The organism is Vibrio thalassae (assembly GCF_900089835.1).
Lineage (GTDB): Bacteria > Pseudomonadota > Gammaproteobacteria > Enterobacterales > Vibrionaceae > Vibrio > Vibrio thalassae.
In genome coordinates this window covers 14,783-38,093 of the sequence record NZ_OANU01000062.1, presented here as the reverse complement: position 1 = coordinate 38,093, position 23,311 = coordinate 14,783, and the positions used below count along the sequence as shown (strand labels likewise).

19 protein-coding genes, 1 tRNA gene and 1 pseudogene are annotated in these 23,311 nt (G+C 43.0%); 10 read left to right on the top strand and 11 right to left on the bottom strand.

Features of this window, described 5'->3' with window-relative positions:
• Positions 1-208 precede the first annotated feature (208 nt).
• Positions 209-1,441 carry an L-lactate MFS transporter gene (locus VTH8203_RS15725; RefSeq protein ID WP_096994521.1) on the top strand — a complete coding sequence of 411 codons (1,233 nt, stop codon included), beginning with the start codon at positions 209-211 and terminating at the stop codon, positions 1,439-1,441.
• Here the strand turns inward: VTH8203_RS15725 and VTH8203_RS15720 are convergent.
• Entirely contained in the window at positions 1,430-2,185 is a 756-nt protein-coding gene (locus VTH8203_RS15720; protein ID WP_096994520.1) for a site-specific integrase, read from the bottom strand. The genes VTH8203_RS15725 and VTH8203_RS15720 overlap by 12 nt on opposite strands.
• 133 nt (positions 2,186-2,318) lie before the next feature.
• On the opposite strand from VTH8203_RS15720, the gene VTH8203_RS15715 reads away from it, so the two are divergent.
• Positions 2,319-4,673 carry a fatty acid cis/trans isomerase gene (locus tag VTH8203_RS15715; protein ID WP_096994519.1) on the top strand — a complete coding sequence of 785 codons (2,355 nt, stop codon included), beginning with the start codon at positions 2,319-2,321 and terminating at the stop codon, positions 4,671-4,673.
• A gap of 30 nt (positions 4,674-4,703) precedes the next feature.
• Positions 4,704-4,889: a hypothetical protein gene (locus VTH8203_RS15710; protein ID WP_096994518.1), complete on the top strand. Its 186-nt coding sequence runs from the start codon at positions 4,704-4,706 to the stop codon at positions 4,887-4,889.
• Positions 4,890-5,229: 340 nt separating this feature from the next.
• Here the strand turns inward: VTH8203_RS15710 and torS are convergent, their stop codons facing one another.
• Positions 5,230-8,163, bottom strand: a complete 2,934-nt coding sequence (torS, locus tag VTH8203_RS15700; RefSeq protein WP_096994516.1) for a TMAO reductase system sensor histidine kinase/response regulator TorS — start codon at positions 8,161-8,163, stop codon at positions 5,230-5,232.
• Between the two features lie 92 nt (positions 8,164-8,255).
• Here torS and torT point away from each other — a divergent pair, with 92 nt between their 5' ends.
• Both torT and VTH8203_RS15690 read left to right on the top strand, forming a co-directional pair.
• Positions 8,256-9,248 (top strand): TMAO reductase system periplasmic protein TorT, encoded by a 993-nt coding sequence (torT, locus tag VTH8203_RS15695; protein WP_096994515.1) that lies wholly within the window; start codon positions 8,256-8,258, stop codon positions 9,246-9,248.
• A gap of 144 nt (positions 9,249-9,392) precedes the next feature.
• Positions 9,393-9,848 (top strand): methylglyoxal synthase, encoded by a 456-nt coding sequence (locus VTH8203_RS15690; protein WP_096994514.1) that lies wholly within the window; start codon positions 9,393-9,395, stop codon positions 9,846-9,848.
• Between the two features lie 123 nt (positions 9,849-9,971).
• Here the strand turns inward: VTH8203_RS15690 and VTH8203_RS15685 are convergent, their stop codons facing one another.
• Together VTH8203_RS15685 and VTH8203_RS15680 are read right to left on the bottom strand one after the other, a co-directional pair.
• A complete protein-coding gene (locus VTH8203_RS15685) occupies positions 9,972-10,841 on the bottom strand; it encodes a YdcF family protein (RefSeq protein WP_096994513.1) in 870 nt (289 codons plus the stop codon).
• A 12-nt stretch (positions 10,842-10,853) separates the two neighbouring features.
• Complete coding sequence (locus VTH8203_RS15680; RefSeq protein WP_096994512.1) at positions 10,854-11,252, bottom strand: OsmC family protein; 399 nt, start codon at positions 11,250-11,252, stop codon at positions 10,854-10,856.
• Positions 11,253-11,411: 159 nt separating this feature from the next.
• Here VTH8203_RS15680 and msrA point away from each other — a divergent pair.
• Together msrA and VTH8203_RS15670 are read left to right on the top strand one after the other, a co-directional pair.
• A pseudogene (msrA, locus tag VTH8203_RS15675) lies at positions 11,412-11,690 on the top strand (peptide-methionine (S)-S-oxide reductase MsrA); the annotation flags it as partial.
• Positions 11,691-11,996: 306 nt separating this feature from the next.
• Positions 11,997-13,091, top strand: a complete 1,095-nt coding sequence (locus VTH8203_RS15670) for a mechanosensitive ion channel family protein (RefSeq protein ID WP_370739242.1) — start codon at positions 11,997-11,999, stop codon at positions 13,089-13,091.
• A 45-nt stretch (positions 13,092-13,136) separates the two neighbouring features.
• Here VTH8203_RS15670 and VTH8203_RS15665 read toward each other — a convergent pair whose 3' ends face one another.
• Both VTH8203_RS15665 and aroG read right to left on the bottom strand, forming a co-directional pair.
• Positions 13,137-13,538 carry a hypothetical protein gene (locus tag VTH8203_RS15665; protein WP_208617762.1) on the bottom strand — a complete coding sequence of 134 codons (402 nt, stop codon included), beginning with the start codon at positions 13,536-13,538 and terminating at the stop codon, positions 13,137-13,139.
• Positions 13,539-13,647: 109 nt separating this feature from the next.
• A complete protein-coding gene (gene aroG / locus VTH8203_RS15660; protein ID WP_096994510.1) occupies positions 13,648-14,700 on the bottom strand; it encodes a 3-deoxy-7-phosphoheptulonate synthase AroG in 1,053 nt (350 codons plus the stop codon).
• Positions 14,701-15,081: 381 nt separating this feature from the next.
• Here aroG and VTH8203_RS15655 point away from each other — a divergent pair, with 381 nt between their 5' ends.
• Positions 15,082-16,698 carry a VRR-NUC domain-containing protein gene (locus VTH8203_RS15655; protein WP_096994509.1) on the top strand — a complete coding sequence of 539 codons (1,617 nt, stop codon included), beginning with the start codon at positions 15,082-15,084 and terminating at the stop codon, positions 16,696-16,698.
• A gap of 60 nt (positions 16,699-16,758) precedes the next feature.
• On the opposite strand, the gene VTH8203_RS15650 is transcribed toward VTH8203_RS15655, so the two are convergent.
• Positions 16,759-17,439 (bottom strand): MaoC family dehydratase, encoded by a 681-nt coding sequence (locus VTH8203_RS15650; protein ID WP_096994530.1) that lies wholly within the window; start codon positions 17,437-17,439, stop codon positions 16,759-16,761.
• A gap of 329 nt (positions 17,440-17,768) precedes the next feature.
• Here VTH8203_RS15650 and VTH8203_RS15645 point away from each other — a divergent pair.
• Together VTH8203_RS15645 and nfsA are read left to right on the top strand one after the other, a co-directional pair.
• Positions 17,769-17,859 (top strand) — tRNA-Ser (locus VTH8203_RS15645).
• Positions 17,860-18,007: 148 nt separating this feature from the next.
• A complete protein-coding gene (gene nfsA / locus VTH8203_RS15640) occupies positions 18,008-18,730 on the top strand; it encodes an oxygen-insensitive NADPH nitroreductase (protein WP_096994508.1) in 723 nt (240 codons plus the stop codon).
• Positions 18,731-18,828: 98 nt separating this feature from the next.
• Here the strand turns inward: nfsA and VTH8203_RS15635 are convergent, their stop codons facing one another.
• From VTH8203_RS15635 to VTH8203_RS15620, 4 genes are all read right to left on the bottom strand, one after another.
• Positions 18,829-19,875 carry a GMP reductase gene (locus VTH8203_RS15635; protein ID WP_096994507.1) on the bottom strand — a complete coding sequence of 349 codons (1,047 nt, stop codon included), beginning with the start codon at positions 19,873-19,875 and terminating at the stop codon, positions 18,829-18,831.
• 559 nt (positions 19,876-20,434) lie between these two features.
• A complete protein-coding gene (locus VTH8203_RS15630) occupies positions 20,435-21,958 on the bottom strand; it encodes an NAD(P)H-hydrate dehydratase (protein WP_096994506.1) in 1,524 nt (507 codons plus the stop codon).
• A gap of 137 nt (positions 21,959-22,095) precedes the next feature.
• Entirely contained in the window at positions 22,096-22,335 is a 240-nt protein-coding gene (locus VTH8203_RS15625) for a hypothetical protein (protein ID WP_167385832.1), read from the bottom strand.
• Between the two features lie 16 nt (positions 22,336-22,351).
• Positions 22,352-23,269: a DUF6279 family lipoprotein gene (locus VTH8203_RS15620; RefSeq protein ID WP_096994504.1), complete on the bottom strand. Its 918-nt coding sequence runs from the start codon at positions 23,267-23,269 to the stop codon at positions 22,352-22,354.
• Positions 23,270-23,311: the final 42 nt, after the last annotated feature.

Here is a 23,311-nt window from a genome sequence, read left to right as displayed (position 1 = left end):
ATAAACACGAGTGATGAAACAAATAAATAAATTCAAATTTACATCAAATTTACATCAATAGTTTTATTTGAAGTAATTCAAAAAAATCGATTCCAATCACAGTTTTATTGGTTATAATCCGCGCTCATTTGCGCCATCTGTTGATAAACGCAAACTTAATTTGAATTTTTAACCTCTCGGACTTTGTTCGAAATATCAGAGAACCAAAATGAGCAAGATTGATAAAGCTATGCGAATCCTAATTGCTGGATTCTGTATCAACCTTTGTCTTGGCATCCTATATGCTTGGAGTGTCTTCAATAAAGCTTTAGTTAGCGAATGGGGCTGGAGCGCGGCAGACGCGTCTTCACCGTATGCTATTGCTACTATTACCTTCTCGATCTGCCTGCTCGTTGCAGGTATTCTTCAAGACCGCATGGGGCCTCGTAATATCCTTATTCTAGGTGCAACGTTGACCGGTTTAGGTATGGTCGCTTCAAGCTTTGCTCAATCAGTTCTAATGTTGAATATCACTTTCGGCATGATTACTGGTGCAGGTATTGGTTTCGGTTATGCTTGTTTGGCGCCTTCTGCAATGAAATGGTTCCACCCTTCTAAAAAGGGCATGGTTAATGGTTTAATCGCAGCTGGTTTTGGTTTGGCTGCGGTTTATCTAGCACCTTTGACATCAACGCTTATTGGCGAAATGGGGATCAGTTCTGCATTTATGATATTAGGCGTCGGTGTACTGATTATTGCCGTTCCGTTGGCCGCGACTATCAATAACCCACCAGCAGGGTACGTTCCTGCAGAGCCACAGGTAAAAGCAGGCAAAGCACCTGTCAAAGTGAAGAAAGCCAATGACATCAGTTGGAAAGCGATGCTCAAAACGCCACAGTTCTATTCACTTTGGGTTATGTACGCGTTTGCTGCAGCGGCTGGTTTGATGATCATCGGTAACATTACCAATATCGCGAGTGTTCAAGCGAATCTACCAAACGCCGTTTACCTTGCATCACTCTTAGCTATTTTTAACTCAGGCGGTCGTATTGCTGCGGGTATCCTTTCGGACAAGATCGGTGGCGTACGTACATTGATGCTAGCGTTCATTCTGCAAGGTGTGAACATGGTTATGTTCTCTACATTTACAAGTGAATTCATGCTCATTATTGGTACTGCGGTCGCCGCTGTAGGCTACGGTACGCTGTTAGCTGTGTTCCCTTCACTTACCGCTGAATATTATGGCCTGAAGAATTATGGTACTAACTACGGTGTGCTTTACACATCTTGGGGTATTGGTGGTGCAATTGGAGCAGCAATCGTGGGCTACTCAATGACTCATGGCGGCGGTTACAATCTAGCCTACACCATTTCAGCAGCGATGATGGGCGTATGTATCGTTCTTTCGTTTGTAACGAAGCCAATTTCAGAACAAAAAGCGGCTGAGCTTTCAGCGGCCTAAATCATTACTAGATTTTATTTCATTAAGGCTTAACGTTTCGTTAAGCCTTTTTTGCTTAAGTATGGGTTTATTGATACCACAGTCTTTGAGAACTTGCTTCATCGCTTTTTGTACACCACCTCTGTCCATGGTTTTATTAGTCATGATTTCCCGAGCAGGGAAAAGCAGCTTAGGGTGCCGGTGAGTGAGCCAATAAGCACGCAAGGCATTCAGGGTGCGTTGGGGAAGAGGCACGAGGCGGTCTTTGCCCCCCTTTCCATTGCGGACATGTATTTGCATGGTGTGGGCATCAATATCTTGGACAGTGAGATTGAGTCCCTCACTGAGGCGAAGTCCCATGAAATATAAGGCAAGGAAGAAGACTTGGTAACGCCGTTGCTGGGTCAACGAGATGAGTAAGGCGACTTGTTCTGGGGCTAAGACATCAGGGAGTTTTTTACTGCGTGGCGGTCTGACAATATTCAGCCATTCCCATTGTTTGTTGAGGGTATAGCGATAGAAGAACTGCGATCCGTTACGGTCGAGCTTAACGGTACTCCATGAGTGGGTTTCGATGAGGTTAGCAAAGTAGCGTTTGAGTTGTAGGGTGGTTAAGGCGTCCGGACAACAATCAAAGAACTGCGCAATCCGTCGCACCGCACGAGAATACGCATCAATGGTAGCGGGTCGTTTACCTTGCAGTTTAAGATTGGTAAGGTGCTGTTCATAAAGAGAGTTGAAGCGTTCTAAGTCGGTGGAATTCATAAGTTACTCCTGTCAACGACCATCGGGATGATGGTGTTATAAGAGTATGACTTATGCTGTATTTACTCTGCCGCGGAGCGGCTTCGTTCAACAAGGAATTAAAACGCAACTTGCGTAGCATTGAGAGCTATTAATGAAAACGAAAAGCATTGTCCTGTACCTAACGATACTGATTTTTTCTGGGTGTGCCACCTACGCTGGTTTAAACTATGACCAGCTTTTTGGAAAACCCGAAGTTCGCGAAAGAACCGTATCCCCAACCTCTGCTACCGCCGATTATTTTGTTACCGAGGTAAAACCTATCATCGACAAGCGCTGTGTCGTCTGCCACGCCTGTTATGACGCGCCTTGTCAGCTAAAAATGTCTTCTGTTGATGGCATTGATCGTGGAGCAAGTAAAGAGCTAGTCTACCAAGGAACTCGTTTGACGGCTTCTCAACCCACGCGATTATTTGAAGATGCAGAAAATACCGCTGAATGGCGTGAACTTGGTTTTTTCCCAGTACTGAACGAACGTCAGCAAACGCTGGCAGGTAACTTAGATGCAGGTTTGGTCTCACGAATGATCACTCAAAAAGCTCGGCATCCTTTACCTGAAACCGCACAACTAGAAGGCTTTGACTTTTCAATCGACCGCACTCAGGTCTGCCCTACTATCGAAGAGTATAATGCTTACGAAACCAATTATCCGCAATGGGGAATGCCATTTGGCATGCCGAATTTAGACCCGTCAGAATACCAAACTCTGATTGCTTGGTTGAGCGCTGGTGCAAAAATGAATGCACCGCTCCCTCTTACCCATGAAGAACAAGCAATGGTCGACAAGTACGAAGTACTACTCAATAAAAGCGCGAGGAAAAACCAACTTGCCGCACGGTATATATATGAACATTTGTACCTATCTCATTTGTATTTTTCAGAAATTGAATCTCAACGTCGATTCTTTACTATCGTTCGTTCTGCAACCCCACCAGGTGAGGCGTTAGATCGCATTGTCACCAGACGACCTTACGATGCGCCGAATGTTAATCGGGTTTACTACCGTCTTGTCCCTGTTCGCAGTACTATCGTTGATAAAACGCATATGCCTTTTGCACTAAACGACCAAAAACTGGAGCAATGGTATCAATGGTTTATAGAGCCAGACTATGTGGTTCAAACGCTACCTAGTTATGATATAAGCGTCGCGGCAAATCCGATGACAGCATTTAAAGATATTCCAGTCAAAGCACGTTTCAGCTTTATGTTAGATAATGCCCAAAATACGATTATGGCGTACATAAAAGGGCCTGTGTGTCGTGGACAATTGGCTCTCAACGTTATTAATGATCGTTTTTGGGTGTTCTTTCTAGATCCCGAGAAAGCAGAAGTACCCGCGGTCAGTCAGTTTTACCAACAACAAGCCGACAACTTGAAGCTTCCTAGCGAGTTGGAAAGCAACACCGTCCCTATCTCTAATTGGGTGAAATACTCTAACCAGCAAGCACGATATTTAGAGGCTAAGTCTGAGTTCATGAATACTTGGTTTAAAGACGGCAAGCACCTGACAACCGATCTGCTTTGGACTGGTAACGACGAGAACCCCAATGCAGCGCTGACCGTGTTCCGCCATTTCGATAGTGCATCAGTCGTTCAAGGGTTGGTTGGTACTCAGCCTAAAACGGCGTGGATCCTTGATTATGCGTTACTTGAGCGTATTCATTATCTACTCGTCGCAGGTTTTGATGTGTATGGCAATTTTGGCCATCAACTCATCACTCGCATGTTCATGGACTTTTTACGTATGGAAGGTGAAAGTAACTTCTTAGCGCTTCTACCTAACACAACAAGGCATCAAGAATTTAGCAGTTGGTACCAGGATCAGAGTCCCCAATTTAGCGCATTTTTGCAACGTAACATCAGGCCATTCAGCCAGCCTACTCAAGAGCTTTATCTAACGTCTGACTACAAGGCCGAGCTTTTTGATAAGATTGAACAGAAGCTTGCACCGGTATTACATGACCGTTATAAAATCGTCAATACAGGGCTGTCCAAAGAAAATGAAGCCTTGTTACGACAAATTGACAACATTACTGGTGAAGGGCTTAAAACCGTGCCTCAGATCATGATGGTTATGATCGAGACACAAGCCGGCAACGATCAGCTATTTACCTTGCTTCACAACAACGCTCACATCAACATTTCTAGCTTGTTCTCAGAAGAGGCGAACAGAGATTACAAAAATGATAGCCTAACGTTCGTTCGTGGAGTGATCGGCAGCTATCCTGCTGCGTACCTAAACCTCAAAGAGAGCGAAATTGGAAATTTTGTGAACGATCTAAAAAATCTTCAGGATGAAGAAAGCTACATAGAATTGCTCGACAATTATGCGGTTAGACGTAGCAATAAAGAATTCTGGCAATTTAGCGATCGTGTTCACCACTTTTATCAGCGTACTCAACCTATTGAATTTGGTCTTTTGGACTATAATCGATTTGAGAACAGGTAGGTGCCTTTAGGAGCTCTTAGGAGGTGTATGATGAGCATTAAAGATAATATTGAGGCGATCGAGCAACAGATTTATGTTGCCTGTTCAGAAGGCGATTATCAAACCGTCAATATGTTGGAAAACCAACTTGAACATTTGAGAGGACTTTCAAACAGAGGACTTGATGAAGAGCCTTATGCGATCGAACATCGCACCTTTTATGATGACGAACGATAAAGCATCGAAGTACATCTATATCAAAGGGCTCACAAGAGCCCTTTTTCAATGTCACCCACTAAGTGACAAGCTGTTTACCGTAAATCGCAGCGAGACGTCCATCGGGATCACATAAGGTGTACTAATTCAGACCTGATCTGACAGGTACCCACTTTTTGACTCGGTGCCTGTCAGATTATAACTGGGGACTAGCATGGCTTTAACATCGCGGCGTAGTTCAAGTGCTTGATACAGATCCCAGCCCAACGGTTGTTGCTTCTTTAACAGTTCGAGTCTCCACCCTGCTGAAAACTCCTGATAAAACCATCTCAAGTCAAGTACACCACTAATATCTAATGTGTCACTTTTTAGCTTGGTTTGTATATTTATCCAGTATCTCAATTAACGATTCTATCGCCATTTTTTGAGCATTAATCAAACACTCTAACTGTTCTAAGTAGCGACCAATATGATCCTCTGCCGTTTCGATAGATAAGCATATTTCGAACAGTTTGCTCAACCCAAGAGACCCCGCCGAACCTTTAAACTTGTGCGCTAGTGCTTTAATATCCGCTGAGTTATCAAGTTGAGCTGCTTGTTCTAAGTCGTGCAATGTTTGGGTACTCGAACTCACAAACGCCTCGACTATCTTTGTCATTCGCACAATGCCCAGCACTTTGATATCAGCATCAATCACACTAGGATCAATGACATGTGTTTGGCTGACATCACTTTCATCATGGGTAGAAAACACTGGTTGTGGCTTAACCATTTCGTAATCTTTACCTTTCAATTTTGTTTGCACCATCTCTTTGAGTGCTTCTCGATCTACTGGCTTTGGTAGGTAACCATCGAATCCAGCTTCCAAATAGCTTTCAACCTCTTCATTAAATACATGAGCAGATATCGCAATCATAGGAGCATGATGCTTGTGGGACTGTGAAGCCTCAATATCACGAAGCTGATGCATGAGATCAATGCCATTGCAATCGGGAAGATTAATATCGACAAGAACAATATCAAAGTCATTGTTGGTAAACAGGTGCTTAGCGTCATGCCCGTTTTCTGCACTAATGACGTGATGGCCCATATTCATTAGGAAACCTTCCGCCACCATCGCATTTACCGCATTATCTTCGATAAGTAAGACACGCCCGTTTACGGTTTTCGTGATTCCGAGCGGTTGAATTATCTCTCTTTTATCCAGGGTGGATTGTTCTAAAGGAACCACAAACCAAAAACGGCTGCCTTCCCCTAAATAAGAGTCAACATAAATGGCACCATTCATTGCTTTCACTAGCTTTTGGCTAATGGCTAACCCGAGCCCTGTACCACCCGCTGTTGAGTAGCCGTGTTCTGCCTGAGTAAACGCGTCAAACAGATGAAGTTGGTCTTCCGGACTGATACCGACACCCGTATCCGAAACCTCGATCATAACGCAAGTTTCGTCATCAGGATCGAGCGACACATAAATATCCACTTGGCCTGACGGTGTAAATTTAATCGCATTTCCTACTAAGTTGTTGAGTACCTGACTAAGTCGTGTGACGTCTCCACAGTACACATCAGACACGTCACTCTCTATATGAAACTTAAAGTCGAGGCCTTTCTCGAGCGCTTTACCAAGCATTAATTGGTAGCAGTCTTGAATCATACGGTATAGGTCAAACGGCTTATTTCGGATTTCCAAGTGCCCTGCTTCTATTTTCGAATAATCCAATACATCATTGAGGATGGCTAACAAGTTTTGCCCACTTCGATTAATCACATCTATGAACTTTTTCTGCTGGCTATCTAAATGGGTATCTTCCATCAGTGCCGCCGTACCAAGCACGCCATTCATTGGTGTGCGTATTTCATGACTCATAGTCGCCAAAAATGCCGACTTAGCTCGGCTCGCCTGTTCTGCCGCACTTCTCGCCTTGGCATGATTAAGCACCTCTTGGTTTAAGCGTTCGTTACTGTTTTGAAGCTGTAACGTTCGTTCCGTGACGATTTCTTCAAGATGTTCCTTATGCTCTTGCAATGCTCGTTTTGCCTCTGCTTCCGCTTCCGCGACCACTTTTAGCGCCTGAGCAGTATTTCGCGCTATGATAATGGCTTGCCCCATATGAGCAAGTTCATCATTACCTTTAACTTTGACATCAACCTTTAATTGGCCTTTAGCGATGGACAGCAGTGCTGAAGAGTATTCGCCTAAACGTTTAACGACCGATACGTACACGACTCGCCAGACAATCAGAACCACAACGACAAAACCAACGATCGACAGCAGTGCTAATGTCCACCGTGCGTAGTTCAGGGTTGAGGATAATTCCGCTACCGCTTTAGTGGTGGCAGCATTGGACTGATCGACCAAATTGGACACGGTGGAATTAAGAGACGTGAATTGCTCAAGTGTTTCATGCATTAGCGCTTTGGAGCGTTGACGAACATTGTGCTTTTGAGTCAATAACGTAAATATACGTTTTCCTTGTGCTAACTCAGATAACAGCTCGGTCATTTGCTGAGAACGTGCAGGATCTTCAACGCCTTTGACACGTCTGGTCATGATATTAATATTACTTTGATAATCTTTTTGCAGTTCTTCAATTCGCCCAAGATCGGAAACAGTGCGGCTTTCTTCAATTTGATTTAGCGTTTTAAACGCCAACAAATGCAGCTCATGTAGTCTCTCTGAAAGGTCCATGTCGACCTCGACTAAACTATCAAGAGCATCCAGTGCATCCTCTTTGTTTTCTTGCTCTAGTAGGCGGTATATATGAGTCACATTCGCAACGGCGATGGTGCTGGTATTTAGCACTTGAGTTCTAGTGAGTTGTTCAAGTTCTTCGGCTTTGATTCTCAGCAACTCTACTTCGTCATTAATATCCTTATCTAAGGAAATAGATTGTTCTACAGCAACACCAAGTTCGACTAAACTATCGATAATAGACTGAACATAGTTTTCGAGCTCACTAAGTAATTTTGAATCAAAGGAGTCCGAACCGAGCGTTTTAATGTGGCTTAGAAGTGCCTCAAGACGAGAAAAGAGTACTTTTCCTGCTTCTTGGTGTTGCTCCTTCGTTTTTGCATTCGACAAGGTTTGCACCGACGCAATGATTCGAGTGCTCAGCTCGGAGACTTCACGAGCTTCGAGCATTGAGGGTATTGCGGTATCAACCACGTTACGTTCCGTTTTTGCGACAAGTGAAAACCCAGATACACCAATTGCGGTAGATAGCAGGACCAACATCGCCATCACCAAGAACGAAAATAATAACTTACGACCAATACTGGCTTTAGAGAGTAACATTAACCACTCCAACAGAATCCACTTCTTTACTGTTTGATAGTACGCTATATTTTGCAGTGTTGAAGATAGAGATGCCACTAAACGATTAACCAATGTCCAAAAAAAACCTATTCTGTCCTATTTTTGCCGCAGCCTTGCTTATTTCTAGCTCGTACGCTGTTGCGTCTCCAGAAAAGATTTGTGCGATTTATCCTCACCTTAAAGATTCTTATTGGTTGTCCGTCAATTACGGGATGGTTCAGGAAGCCAAAAAGCGACATGTTGACTTAAAAGTATTTGAGTCCGGAGGCTACCCCAATATAGAAAAGCAGAGAGCACAATTGCTAAGTTGTCGCCAATGGAATGCCGACGCCATTATTCTTGGCACAGTCTCGCCTACCGCTTATAAGCATGACCTGTCCACTTACACTGGCGATGTCCCTGTTTTTGCCACTGTGAATCATCTCATTGTAGATAAAGCACAGTCAGAACATGTGAAAGGTGTGGTCGGCGTAGATTGGTACTGGATGGGTTACAAAGTTGGTCATTATTTAGCGAAAAAGCACCCGAAAGGTTCGGGTGTCACCGCCGTTGCGTTATTGCCTGGTCCTCGCTCCAGTGGAGGGACGAAACCTGTAATTCTGGGGTTCCTAGAAGCGATAAAAAACAGTGATATCAAAATAGTAGAAACATTATGGGCAGATAATGACAAGGAGTTACAGCGTAACCTAATCCAACAAGTGATTGAGGACTATGAGGAAGTCGCCTACATCGTCGGTAGTGCTGTTGCCATTGAAGCCGCGATAAGCGAACTGAGAAGTTCTGAAAAAGAGGATACCATTGAACTACTCTCTATTTATCTCAGTCATGGCGTTTATCGAGGCTTGTTACGCGATAAAGTCGAACTTGCGCCAACGGATAAAATGGTCGAACAAGGCCGAATTTCAGTGCGTCAAGCAACATCGTATTTAAGGCAGATACCCTTTCAGAAGGATCAGGCTCCGAGCATAGAAGTCTTGTCACCGACACATTTATCCAGTCTGGCTATAGAGGAATCTCTATCTCCGACTGGCTATCGTCCAATCTTTTCTGTTCAAGGTGATTAACTGTCACAGATATCAGTTACCGTCGTTGATAGTCGTCACTACAAACATTACCATGACGGATATTTATGCCTTTTAATCCCAATAATACGAGCAACAACATATAGTTATTGGGATTAAAAGATACAAACTTAGGAATTGAGTCAAATGCAAAAAACCATTCGTACCATGCCGGCACACAAACACATCGCGTTGGTCGCGCACGATCACTACAAACCAGAATTGCTGCGTTGGGTACAAGAAAACAAACAGAAGCTACAGGGTCACTTCCTGTATGCAACAGGCACAACTGGACACATGTTAAGCAAAGAAACCGGTCTGGCCATAAAAAGTATGATTAGCGGGCCGATGGGTGGTGACCAGCAAATTGGTGCGCTTATCTCGGAAGGCAAATTGGACATGCTCATCTTCTTTTGGGATCCATTAAACGCCGTACCGCATGATCCTGACGTCAAAGCACTATTGCGTATTGCCAGTGTTTGGAATATTCCCGTCGCGACTAACCGTGCAACGGCGAACTTCCTGTTTGAGTCCAATTTATTAGAGCAAGAAGTTGAGATTGAGATTCCTGATTACGACGCTTACTTGGCGGAGCGCGTATAATCACCTCCCTTATGCACCAGCCTTTTATTTGCTGGTGCATTCGTTCACTTTAGGCATACTCTCTCTTGAGTTCGTTTATAGCCAGCGTCTACCTTTGAGCGGCTAGTTCATCTATTTAGCTTATCACTTCCACCAACTAATGCGATTGTCTCGCTCTGGGTCCAGATAACGATTGAGATAGTTCAATAAGGTATCAAACAACGAGAGTTCGTTATCGATATTGTCGTTATTTTCAAGAGACGATGTTCGTTCAACAATAGAGCGCAGCGCCGGTAATTGATCCTGCAGCACGGCATGAGAAGAAGCACAAACTAAGGCTTCTAATCGCTCCAACGTGCGATGAGCAATCGCTAGAGGTTGGACGATGACCTCCGTAAGGGGACGTTTGAATACCGCAGATCTCACTCCTTCTAAATAGACCCTATAAGTCGTTAATTCATCGAGCAAAACGAACAACTGTCCATTTATACAGTTATGAGAATAAGCGACCGAATAATGCGCTTCAATATCGGATGAGATAGTGACATTGAGCCCTGAGCGATGACATTCTTGCTTCAAGTAGCCAAGTAACCCCTGCTCATTGAGTAATGTTTGAATTGTGAACATTCGTTCTAAATGGTAATCATTGGAAACGAATTTCACCTCGATTGTACTACCTCGTTGTAACAGTTGGCTTTGTATCAACACGTTGGATAATTGCACGATATTTTCAACGGTGCTGGTAGATGTTTCCTCCAATAACACTGCCCCAATCTTATCGCTTTTCTCCGAAGGCAAGTGAGCTTGAAAAGTGTCATACATAACACAAGCTTCTGAGATCGATTGTCCATGAGTGACACCACCACAAAAAGCGATAATGGTCTTGCGACAATCTGTTGTTTCAACAACCTGTAATATCGCTTTAACGCGAGACAAGCCTTCTGCGGTTAATGCATTGTTGTTTAAGCGCTTACCAAGAACAACAACAAGTTGGTCGAATTCCGTTTCATTCACAGACGTTGATCCTTAAATGATTTCCCAAGAATGCGTCATTTCAACACCAGCACCCAACATTAAACACACAGAGCAGTACTTTTCTAACGAGTCTTTGGTTACTTTAGCTACAAGCGCTTCATCTAGGTTGTCGCCACTGACTTCAAAATGGATATTAATGGCAGTAAAGATTTTTGGAGCTGTCTCGCGTCTCTCAGTCGTTAATTTTGCATTGACTACCGTTACGGCCTGATTTGCAGATTTCAACCCATCAACCACGTCCACAGAGCTGCACCCACCCGCGGCCATCAATACCATTTCCATTGGGCTTGGCGCTGTCTCTCCACCATTGCCATCCATTACGATAGAGTGACCAGATTGAGATTGCCCTAAAAACTTGAATCCTTCGATCCATTTAACTTCTGCTTGCATATAAACCTCTACAGTCTGAGTGATTGAAAACCAACAGATAGTAACCGATTAACTGTCATTTTGAAATTTTTCAGCGACGACCTCTGTCCTATGACAATATCAATCACATAAAGCTATGGAGTGTTCATGACGACATTCACCAAATTATTTTTCGTTCTACTGGCCGGCGGATGTTTCTGGTGTACAGAATCAGATTTGGAATAACTACCTGGTGTTATCGACGTCATTTCTGGTTACGCAGGTGGTGAGCTACAAAATCCAACCTATCGTCAGGTAGCAAGTGGGCAATCAGGTCATATCGAGGTAATTCAAGTGAAATTTGACGCGGATAAGGTGAGCTATGAAGAGGTATTGGACTACTTCTTTCGTCATACAGACCCAACAGATAGCAAAGGGTCATTTGTTGACCGAGGGCCGCAATATCGTCCTGCTATTTTTTAGCACAACAACGAGCAGAGAATAACAGCAGAGCGCTTTATGTCTGAAGTAGATGAGTAACATAAACGTATGCTGCAAGTGTTACTGCAATCGCGTCTTTGAACACGCGCGATATCCATAACCTGGTATCGCGCTTCTTTTTACCCTTTCCAACACAATGTTCTGAACATAAAAGTTTTATGTTCGCGATATACTATCCTAATGAATCTGAGTAATATCTGATAATTACACATCATTTACTCAAATAACTTCATCACCGATGATATCGAGTTAATAACTAGGTTTTTGATTACTATGAATAGTTCGATGGATACGCTCCAAAGCTATATTCAATCTTTTGGCTACGACTTATTAAGTAATGTTCTTTTGATTACGGGAACGAGCTTTTTACTTTGGGTTATTTGGCGCGTGTTTTATGGGCGACTTGAAGCGCTAACCAAACGAACCAACCTAGCATGGGACGATTTGTTAATTAAGGCAATCAAGTCACCTATTAGCATACTGATTTGGCTTTGGCCTGCAACCGTTTCTTTAGGCTTGGTATTGTCTTCGCATACAGACACCGATACCAGTTGGTTGAGTCAAGTCGACCTTTTGTTGGTCATTTCGACGTTTATATGGATATTTTTACGACTGATTCAGAATGTCGAAGAATATGTGTTGGCTCAGAAAAAACGGGATGAAACCACTGTCCAAGCTGTCGCCAAAGTCGCTCGCTTGTTTTTCATTTCTATTGGTATTCTAACAGTAATGCAAGCGTTAGGGCTGAGTCTTTCTGGGCTATTGACCTTTGGGGGCGTCGGCGGACTAATCGTCGGTCTGGCTGCCAAAGATCTTTTGTCGAATTTCTTTGGCGGAATGATGATTTATTTTGATCGCCCGTTTAAAGTTGGTGATTGGATTCGTTCACCTGACCGCGCGATTGAAGGAACGGTAGAACGTATTGGTTGGAGAATGACCATCATTCGTACTTTTGACAAGCGACCGTTATACGTCCCTAATTCGGTATTTAGTAATATTGTGGTTGAAAACCCTTCTCGCATGCTTAATCGTCGCATTTATGAAACCGTGGGACTTCGTTATGACGATGGAGACAAGGTCAGTCTCATTGTTGAAGATGTGCGAGTGATGCTAGAGAATCACAAAGATATCGATGCCAAACAGACCTTGATGGTGAATTTCGATAATTTTGGTCCGTCGTCTCTTAACTTCTTTATTTACACATTTACTAAGACAGTAAATTGGGCACGATATCATGAAGTTAAGCAAGATGTACTATTGCAAGTAATGGATATTATTAAGAAACATGAAGCAGATATTGCATACCCTACGCAAACATTAAAGCTTGATCCTAACTCTATTTACCAACCAGGCTCGGTAAAAGACATCATTGTTGATTGAGCGACACACCAGGGAGCAATAAACTCCCTTAGATATTCCTATGCCCTACCCCTTGAGCTGCCTCGCTTGATACTTCTCAGATTTCAGACCACCATGCCTTTTCTTCATCATCACTTCTACGGCTCGAACACCATTTGTGACATCGTAACGTATGACTTGTTTAAGGTACGCGTCATTTAGCTTTCGGTCTCGCGCTTCTATTTTTATCACTTTCGACGCCCGATTTACATCACAGCGGTAATCCCAGTCATTGCTACCATCTTTCAATGTTAGGAGTACATGTTTTCCTGAAAGCCCTTTAGTATTGATTCCTCTAGGCTGCTTATCAATCGCTAAGGCTAACCCGGCTGTGCAAAGTTGTTCATTACTCAGGGTGTTAGCGTTCGCCGAGTTAGATACCAAACAACTCAACGAGAGGATGATTGCACTGTAGATGGATAGCTTCATTATATTAACCTTGACATTATTAAAATAACCAATAATAGTATGACGTACTGTATGATTTAATAAAAAAGCCCTCGATTCATCAAGGGCTGTGCTTTTACTGTGGAATTAATTAAGCTTTACGGCGCGCTTCAACCGCCTCTGCAAGTTCACGAAGTACACTCTCAGTGTCTTCCCAGCCAATACAAGCGTCAGTAATTGACTGACCGTAAGTTGGTGCGACGCCATCAATCAAATCCTGACGACCTTCAACTAAGTGAGATTCAATCATGACACCAAAGATCGCATCCTCTCCGTTAGCCATTTGCTGCGCGACATCTGTCGCCACCACTTTTTGACGTTGGAATTGTTTCGAGCTATTCGCATGGCTAAAGTCAATCATCACTTTTGCAGGTAGCCCATTTGCAGCGAGTTCGTCTTTGATTGCTTTTACATGGTCTGCACTGTAATTAGGCTCTTTACCACCGCGTAAGATGATATGGCAATCAGGGTTTCCTGCCGTCTCGATAATCGCGGAATGACCGTATTTAGTCACCGATAGGAAATGGTGAGAGGCGCTTGCAGATCGAATCGCATCTGACGCAATTTTAATATTGCCATCTGTACCATTTTTGAAGCCGACAGGACAAGAAATACCGGAAGACAGTTCACGGTGAACTTGAGATTCTGTTGTACGAGCACCAATTGCGCCCCAACTGATAAGGTCAGCAACATACTGAGGACTGATCATATCAAGGAATTCACTTGCTGTTGGCATACCCATGTCAGTTAAATCAAGAAGTAGCTTGCGGCCCATGCGCAGACCATCGTTAATCTTGAATGTATCATTCAGATAAGGGTCGTTAATGAGCCCTTTCCAACCTACGGTTGTGCGAGGTTTTTCAAAGTAAACGCGCATAACAATTTCAAGTTTGTCACCAAGCTCATCGCGTAATACTTTTAATTTCTTGCCATATTCAATCGCAGCTTCTGTGTCATGGATCGAGCAAGGACCCACAATTACCAATAGTCGATCATCATTTCCGTTAAGAATATTATGAATTGCTTTACGTGCGTTAAACGTTGTTGAAGAAGCAACTTCTGTCGCTGGAAACTTCTCTAAAACAGCAACTGGTGGTAATAGTTCTTTTACTTTATTAATTCGTACATCATCAGTTTGAAACATTGCTTACTTCTTCCTATTCTTGTAAATCTACATCTATGTCACACGACCACACTCCATTATGTGATTTATGTCGTGCCCTTTCCTTGTAAGTTATCTGCTTCGATGAATAAGTTCAATCACTATTTATCCAAAAAGGCAAATTAATTGCTCGTTTTTAAATTTAGACACCATGTAAATTTATGTGTACATTGATTTGTAGATAATTATCATACAGTTATTGTGACGTGTCCGAAAATCATCTCCTATCTAAACGATCTAAGTCACTTATCTCTCAACGGTCCACGTGGTCAAATTAGCAAAGTTCCTAAGTTTTCGTAGCTTAATTGGGTCAACTCATATCTAATGAATTGAACTACATTTTGACAAGGAGCACAGTTTCTAGTGACTGTTTTCTCACCGCCTATTCTGTCACCAACTTACTATCAGGATAATTTTCTACGCCTACTCACTCACGTAGAAACGATCTATTCAGATTTACTCGACGAAGGTGAACACCACTGGATTGAGACTTTCTATACCTTAAGTGATGATGCTCAGTGTCTACTTATCCGCCTACTCACCCGAAAAGGAGTTTGGTTTAGGGACGATAAGTTGAAATATGCTGAAATTAGCGCTTTGGACCTGTCGATTGCCGAGCTCGCAGACAAGGGGTTTATCACTACTTGCGCGCCAGACCGTTCTTATGAACTTGCCGACGCTTTGCTGTCAAAGCCTGAGATACTCAACCTGTTTTCTGGACTCAAGCGAACCGCTACAAAACCAGACTTGATTAAACAGCTGCGTCAGGAGCAGCCCAATGATGTTCCGCCATTACCATTTGGTGTCATGCGTTTGCTCAATGATCAAATACTACCATTGCTATGTTTACTGTTTTTCGGCAATAGGCATCAAGATTTTGCCCAATTTGTGCTCGAAAATCTTGGGATTCATAAATTCGAAAACTATGAGGTCTCCAAAGCGACAAGGTTGTTCAATTCGAGAGCGGAGATCGACTCAAGTATTACTCTCATCCAAGTAATAAATGAATATGCTGAGCTTGACACATCCAATCTTGAGCTAGTTAAACAACTATCAAGTCAAATACCCAATGTCATTGGCCCCTATGCCACGAGACAATACCAAAAATTCGCTAATGTAATAGCTCGAGATCTTGAAAGACTAAAAGAGTACACAAGCGCATTGGAATTATTTCAGACTAGCGAATTGCCACCTTCAAGAGAAAGGCAGGCCCGTATTCTCTTGAATCAAAAAAGACATGGTGAGGCGGACGTGGTTGTTAAGAGCATGTTACTTCATCCGATAAGTATAGATGAGCAAGAAGTGGCGCTTCGGCTCGAAGCTAAGCTTAATAGAGCGTTGCACGGTCCCCGCTCCCACAACAGTAAGGTTTCTTTTCCTGAACGCAGGCTTTGTATTGATTTATCAGGCCAACGAGTAGAATTGGCAGTTTTGAATCAACTATCGAATATGGGTTGGCATGCCTTTTACTTAGAAAACCATTTCCTAAACACGTTATTTGGGATGGTGTTCTGGGACATTATTTTTGCTCCTATCGAGGGAGCTTTTATCAATCCGTTCCAACGACAACCTCTTGATTTGTATTATTCTACTTTCATAAAAAAACGAGAGCGTGCAATAAAACAACGACTTATTGAGGTTGAACATGTTGGTATCCGTCCTTACTTTAAGATCCTCGACGCTAAGCAAAACACTCAAAATCCTTTTATAGCTTGGGATCTAGTTGACAGACAATGGTTAGATTGTGCAGCGAGGGTAATAGACAAAAAGTTGATCGCTGAATTGTTTGCGGTGATGTTGAGTGACCTTAAAGCATTTCGCAGTGGTATGCCGGATCTAATCGCTTTTAGAGAAACAGAATGGTTATGGTGTGAGGTAAAAGGCCCAGGAGACAAACTTCAGCCCAATCAAAAACGATGGTTTAAGGAAATGGAAAGGCTGCAAATAAACCATGAAGTGTGTTACGTGAATCAGAGTTGAATCGATGCGTTAAACAGTAAAAAGCCAGCAACTTCAACTTGCTGGCTTTTTGAATTCGGATTAGAAGTGTAAATGTATCACAGAGGTCGCGACGCAAGCTGGTCGGCGGATACCTTCAATTTCTACTCGAATCTCACGCTCTATCTCAAGTCCCTTTTTGATTGGTGTTACTTTCACTAAGGTACTCTTTGCTCGCAGATTACTGCCGACTTTTACTGGATATGGGAATCTCGCCTGATTCAAACCAATGTTTACCATCATTTTGGCTGTCGGAAACAGCGGTTTGTCTGGATCGACACTATCAGTCAATGCGGGTAATAAAGACAACGTCAAGAAACCATGAGCGATAGTCGTCTTAAAAGGTGACTCTTGTTCTGCCCTTTCAGGATCGGTATGAATCCATTGATTGTCTTCAGTAATAGAGCCGAATTGATTAATTCTCTCCTGACCAACATGGATCCAGTTGCCTTGATGGATCACAGTACCGATTTTGTCTTGAAGATCATCAAACAATTCTTGCGCTGCGGGTTTGAGCACAATTTCTGGTTCGACCTGTACAACATGTGGTTCATTTACTGCAGGCTTGTGATAGTCTCTGACCCATGCTAAAAAATTGCTGTGATTCGTTTTATCTACAAAACCAGTCCAATACTCGCGAATAGTGGGTGACATCCATTGCATAAGCTCAGACTGATGCTTGACTGAATCAGCTCTTTGTTTAAACAATTTTACAACTTTCATCTTGACCTCAAATCTCAGTTCATAAGAACTAACCTTACCATTTTGAAGCATTGCACCCTATCACGCAAACTTTTTCGAGCGAACACGCGTATTCTGAACGCTGTTTTAAATTTATTTATCAATGATTTATGGATAAAAAACGTTATTTTATTAATTAGATCGTGTGCTGATTTTCGCCCGTTAAACAAAACAATCTTCATAAACGCACTCAAAACACGACCGATTTGAACAAACAAACATCAGTGTGGCTACGTTTAAAGCAGTTGAGATAAAAATCGCAGATTCTTCTTTACAGCTCTCCGTAGTGGCTCTATGATTGGCGCCACTACGGAGAGATGGCTGAGTGGTTGAAAGCACCGGTCTTGAAAACCGGCATACGTTAATAGCGTATCTAGGGTTCAAATCCCTATCTCTCCGCCACATTCTAAAGCCTCGCCTAGTGCGAGGCTTTTTTCTTTGTCAAAATCAAAACAACAATTGCCCTTTTTGACTCAATTCGCACTTGCCAGACCCCATCAAAAGAAACTAAGGTTCAAAGAGTTATCATAACCGTGGGAATAATCGGAACGTGAACTCTACTCTTGAAACCATTTTAAGCCATCGCTCAATTCGTAAGTTTACTCAACAGCCTATCGATAAGCCTGTATTAGACGTTATTTTACAAGCGGGCGTTGCGGCTTCATCTTCGAGCCTACTTCAGGTTGTATCTATTATTAGAGTAACCGAACAGGCGAAACGCGATTCACTGGTGAAGTTGTCTGGTAATCAGCCTTATGTCGCTCAAGCTGCAGAATTCCTGGTGTTTTGTATTGATTATCAACGCCACACTGCGTTGAACGCCAACGTACAGACTGATTACACTGAACTCGGTCTAATCGGTGCTATTGACGCGGGTATTATGGCTCAAAATTGCTTAGTTGCAGCCGAGTCATTGGGATTAGGCGGCGTCTATATTGGTGGCTTGAGAAACAGTGCTGAGCAAGTCGACGCTCTGTTAGGTTTACCAAGACATTGTGCGATTCTATTCGGCATGTGTTTAGGGCACCCAGATCAGCAGCCTGAGGTGAAGCCGCGTTTACCGCTTGACGTCATTATTCATGAGAATGAATATCATCAGCTGGATCGTCATGCTGTTAATGAGTATGACAACGTGATGATCTCCTATTACGCTAACCGCTCTACAAACCACAAAGCGGGCTCGTGGTCATCACAAGTAACCCAAAAGCTTGAAGGTGAGTCTAGGCCACACATGCTTAGCTATTTGAATAGTAAAGGGCTATTTAGACGATAGCTCGCACCTTTGGTTTGTTGATGTACTAGGTGGAAGTACCCACTAAAAAAAGAGTCGCACAAAGCGACTCTTTTCTATCTAGTGGCGAAGAAAGGATTTTATGCTTCCTTACCAAATACGTTGTTCTCTTGCTCTTGAACGCGGATGAACGTCGTACGCTTCGTTAGCTCTTTAAGCTTTGCTGCGCCTACGTATGTACACGTTGAACGTACGCCACCAAGGATGTCTTGGATAGTGTTATTTACGTCACCACGGTAAGGCAATAGTACGGTTTTTCCTTCAGCTGCGCGGTAGTTTGCAACACCGCCTGAGTGTTTGTCCATAGCAGACTGTGAAGACATGCCGTAGAATTTCATGAACTGTTTGCCATCTTGATCGATGATTTCACCACCAGATTGCTCGTGACCTGCCAGCATACCACCTAGCATTACGAAATCTGCACCGCCGCCGAAAGCTTTTGCAACGTCACCCGCACATGCACAACCGCCATCACCGATGATCATGCCACCTAAGCCGTGTGCCGCGTCAGCACACTCGATGATCGCAGAAAGTTGCGGGTAACCAACACCTGTTTTAACGCGCGTAGTACAAACTGAACCTGGGCCGATACCCACTTTTACGATATCTGCGCCAGCTAGAATTAGCTCTTCACACATATCACCAGTCACTACGTTACCTGCTGAAATGGTTTTTGTTGGGAACTCAGCACGTACTTTTTGCACAAACTCAACCAGATGCTCTGAGTAGCCGTTTGCAATATCAATACAGATAAATTCAAGATCTTCGCTTAGTGCTAAGATTTCTTTAGTTTTATCAAAGTCACGCTCTGAAGTACCTGTTGAAACAAACACTTTGTTTAGTGTTTCTTTCGTTGCGCCCGCAACAAATTCAGCCCACTGTTCTACTGTGTAATGTTTGTGCATTGCAGTCATTACACCGTGTTGAGCCAGCGCTGTCGCCATTTCAAAACTACCAACAGAATCCATGTTAGCTGCAATTACTGGAGTACCAGACCATTGACGACCACTGTGCTTGAATGTAAAATCGCGGGTTAAATTTACTTGAGAACGACTTTTCAGTGTTGAACGCTTAGGGCGAAACAGTACATCTTTAAAGCCTAACTTAAGTTCTTGTTCGATACGCATTGTGTAAATTCCTTGATTTATATAGTACATGTTCCAGTGGGCATATGACTAATCATAGTGCGTTGGCTCTCCGTTGGCAGACGGTTTACCTTTCTTCGGACACAAAAAAACCGGAGCGTTGGCAGACGCTCCGGTTTTCAGCATTATAGGTCGCGAAATTAATCTCGCAAGACTGATATTTTAATTTTTTTTATGGTACTATTCCGACAAGCTGCAAATCTGCTGATTTCATCATCCCCCGACAACTTCAAAAACCTCCCTAACCCATTGAATTAAATCGACAGTTTAGTAAAGTCTCAAAAATCATACGCTTTTTGCTCTGACGCAAACGTTTTTGTAATGTCTAATTCTTCACCTATTGACACGTCTCCGGTCACTTTAACACCAATCAATCGTCTTTTAGGTCGCAATATTTTTGATTTTTTTGCGCTAATTTTGACTTTTTCGCAAAAAAGTCAGTCATGCTCGCGACTACCCCTAGTTACAAGTAATAGCCAACGCAGCTGCTCACAACTAATGCCATGAAAGAAATCGCTCTTATTACTCACTTATTACTCAACTAAGACATGTCGTAATTGCATATCAGACGAATTTTATTCAATAAGTCAGAGGCCAGCATACCAACTTCACCATTTTCTAGCGCTTCATGATCCGCTGCCATACTGTGAATTAGTGTCCCTAAAATAGCGGCTTGCATAAGGCTTTTTCCCTGTCCTAGCTGAGAAAGGATGGTTCCGGTTAATACGTCACCCATGCCGCCAGTCGCCATGCCAGGATTACCAGCGTGGCAAACCGTCATATTTTTGCCATCGTAAACTAACGTTCCAGCGCCCTTTAGAACAATAACGCCACCATATGTGTTCTGTATTGCTCGAATCGCCTCAAAACGATTGCTCTCGATATTATTGATCTGACAATTCAATAAATGAGCCGCTTCACCCGGATGGGGTGTTAAGATATGGTTGCTAGATAGAACGGAGGCGGTATCACTCTTAGCAAGCCAATATAGCCCGTCAGCATCAATGACCATGGGGAGGCTCAATGTGGATGCGAGTGCCAAAGTTTGTTGAAATACGTTCGCAGACCAAGATGTTCTTCCCAAACCTACACCAATCGCCAACGCGGAACACCATTTGCTTTTGTCACGTAACGACAAAGAGGTGTGCTCGGTTACCATCGCTTCTGGCAACAAACACCTAATTGGAGTCAAACTAGATTCGTGAGCTAAAGTCGCCACCAATCCCCCTCCTGCACGTAAAGCTGCTGCAGACGCGAGATACGCGGCACCACTCATGCCCTCTCCACCACCTACGACGAGCAGTTTCCCGAAGGACCCTTTATGGGAATCTTTATTTCTTGCAGGGAGATAGGTTATCCAATTCTCAGCGGTCAAGGTTGCACTTGATTGGCAACGTTGATTAAACGTTGTGGCAATACCCAAACCAGCAAAATACAACTCTCCAGTAAAAGCGCGTGCGCGACCTGTCACTAGACCTTGCTTAACACCAATAAAGGTTATGGTTTTGTTCGCTTTAATGGCATTTCCCGTAATCGCTCCCGTATCTGGGTTCAAACCCGATGGTGTATCTATTGATATTATTGGCCGTTTTGATTGATTCAAACGATCAAATAAATAAGAAAAGAATGGTCTTACTTCGCCACAAATCCCAGTTCCTAGCAGGGCATCAACGATAATGTCTACATCGTCAGGAACAGTGTTCTTTGGTGAGCCAATCACACCACCTTTGCTTAGAAAATTGTTCTTGGCCCTTGCTGCATCACCTCTTAGTGATTCACTATCGCCTATTTGCCAGACCGTGACTTGGTAACCCGATAGCAAAGCTAGCCTTGCAACGACATAGCCATCACCGCCGTTGTTGCCTTTCCCACAACAGACCAATACATGTCGCGCATCAACAAATGAGGCTTGGATTAACTCAAAAGTCGCAGTCCCTGCTCGTTCCATTAGCGTATAGAGCTCAATTTCTAGCGATTGTGCGAGCGCCTTTTCGCCTTCTCGTACTTGTTGTGAAGTGAAAAGTGGTTCGGGTAGTTTGGAAATCGGAAATTTTGAGTAGGTCATGTAATGCTCCCGTCACCCTCTAATCAAACGTGTACTTGATAAGAGTTAAATAGAACCGCCAACCCATCGGTTACTTTTACCTGCTACTGAGAATGTTAGCAAAAGGTGAGCATCAATGATGTGAAAGAAACGGCAAGTTAGAATTGAGGCCAGAATATGTGCAATGCAAAACGTAGCACAATAGCAAAAATTACCAACGCAACACCAAGACGGTAACGCTTGTACTCTTCAACACTCATTGGTACACGCTTATAAAACATGGTTACGACGCCTTTCCAGTCCTGGCTACGACGGCCGTATTGTACGATTCCGGTAATAATAAATAACAAACCTGCCAGCAACAGAACCTTTTCCGTCCAAAATAGACCTTGCTCCATCATACCCAACTACTCCCTAAACTGATTTATATTCAGTGTATGCGTTCAAGGCGTATATTTCTGTAGGACTATAGTCTAATAGTAATGTTGTCATTAAATCAGAAGCGATGTCTCTCCAATCGTCAATTTCTTCTGTTAAGTGCTGGTGCTGTTTCACTGTCACGCTATTAAGTGACAGTGCGATGTATTGTGCTGCGATGACGCGATTGTGTTCTATTTTTCGCTTGAGTTGCTCGCTATAAAAACTTTCACTGTCATTTAACAGGCGCTGAAACTCTAGTTGGTAGTAGCCAATATCCCCACGACGGTTGAGTAACTGACGCATATAGTCTTGCATTTGCCGTCTATGTTGCTGCCAATCGAAAGCGGTTACTTCCATTTCATTCGACCAGCGCTGTGCTAACCTTTTTTGTTCTTCAGTAAGAGAACCAAACCATCGTTCTAAATTTTCTTCGATGCGCTGTTGGTAAATAGTCTTGATGTCTTCCTCTTCTAATCCTTGATACTTATCAGCGAATTTTGCATCGTTTTTTTCTAAATTATTCAATAGCTCTTTAATTTGAGTGTCACTCATTTGCTGAGTTAATGCGTATAAGTCCGGTGTTATTTGAACAACGAGCCTTTTTGTATGTTGTCTGGCTTGTGCAATTTGATCGGCAACATAAGCGGGTTCAACACTTTTGGGATCTTTATTTCTTAGTTCTGTCAATTGTTTCAAATAGCGAGGCAATTCTTTGTTCTTATGCCATTGGGCCAATACCAAGACTCTTTCTGTTAATATTTCCTCTTGAGCACTATTAAGAGTCACATAATCATCAATATAGTCGACAATGAACCAATCCAAATTACTATATAGAAACTTAGTGGTACAGCCTGTCAATAATAACAGGCCAAAACAGAGTCTTAAATAGTGAGTCCAACCAACCTTTTTCATACAAGTGCACTTTCCTTAGTTACCACAATTGCCGATTTGTAC

Excerpts from the sequence above, each read along its gene's own strand:
- VTH8203_RS15725 (WP_096994521.1), top strand. The coding sequence starts at position 209 with ATGAGCAAGATTGATAAAGCTATGCGAATCCTAATTGCTGGATTCTGT.
- VTH8203_RS15720 (WP_096994520.1), bottom strand. The coding sequence starts at position 2,185 with ATGAATTCCACCGACTTAGAACGCTTCAACTCTCTTTATGAACAGCAC.
- VTH8203_RS15715 (WP_096994519.1), top strand. The coding sequence starts at position 2,319 with ATGAAAACGAAAAGCATTGTCCTGTACCTAACGATACTGATTTTTTCT.
- VTH8203_RS15710 (WP_096994518.1), top strand. The coding sequence starts at position 4,704 with ATGAGCATTAAAGATAATATTGAGGCGATCGAGCAACAGATTTATGTT.
- torS (WP_096994516.1), bottom strand. The coding sequence starts at position 8,163 with ATGTTACTCTCTAAAGCCAGTATTGGTCGTAAGTTATTATTTTCGTTC.
- torT (WP_096994515.1), top strand. The coding sequence starts at position 8,256 with ATGTCCAAAAAAAACCTATTCTGTCCTATTTTTGCCGCAGCCTTGCTT.
- VTH8203_RS15690 (WP_096994514.1), top strand. The coding sequence starts at position 9,393 with ATGCAAAAAACCATTCGTACCATGCCGGCACACAAACACATCGCGTTG.
- VTH8203_RS15680 (WP_096994512.1), bottom strand. The coding sequence starts at position 11,252 with ATGCAAGCAGAAGTTAAATGGATCGAAGGATTCAAGTTTTTAGGGCAA.
- VTH8203_RS15670 (WP_370739242.1), top strand. The coding sequence starts at position 11,997 with ATGGATACGCTCCAAAGCTATATTCAATCTTTTGGCTACGACTTATTA.
- VTH8203_RS15665 (WP_208617762.1), bottom strand. The coding sequence starts at position 13,538 with ATGAAGCTATCCATCTACAGTGCAATCATCCTCTCGTTGAGTTGTTTG.
- aroG (WP_096994510.1), bottom strand. The coding sequence starts at position 14,700 with ATGTTTCAAACTGATGATGTACGAATTAATAAAGTAAAAGAACTATTA.
- VTH8203_RS15650 (WP_096994530.1), bottom strand. The coding sequence starts at position 17,439 with ATGAAAGTTGTAAAATTGTTTAAACAAAGAGCTGATTCAGTCAAGCAT.
- VTH8203_RS15635 (WP_096994507.1), bottom strand. The coding sequence starts at position 19,875 with ATGCGTATCGAACAAGAACTTAAGTTAGGCTTTAAAGATGTACTGTTT.
- VTH8203_RS15630 (WP_096994506.1), bottom strand. The coding sequence starts at position 21,958 with ATGACCTACTCAAAATTTCCGATTTCCAAACTACCCGAACCACTTTTC.
- VTH8203_RS15625 (WP_167385832.1), bottom strand. The coding sequence starts at position 22,335 with ATGGAGCAAGGTCTATTTTGGACGGAAAAGGTTCTGTTGCTGGCAGGT.
- VTH8203_RS15620 (WP_096994504.1), bottom strand. The coding sequence starts at position 23,269 with ATGAAAAAGGTTGGTTGGACTCACTATTTAAGACTCTGTTTTGGCCTG.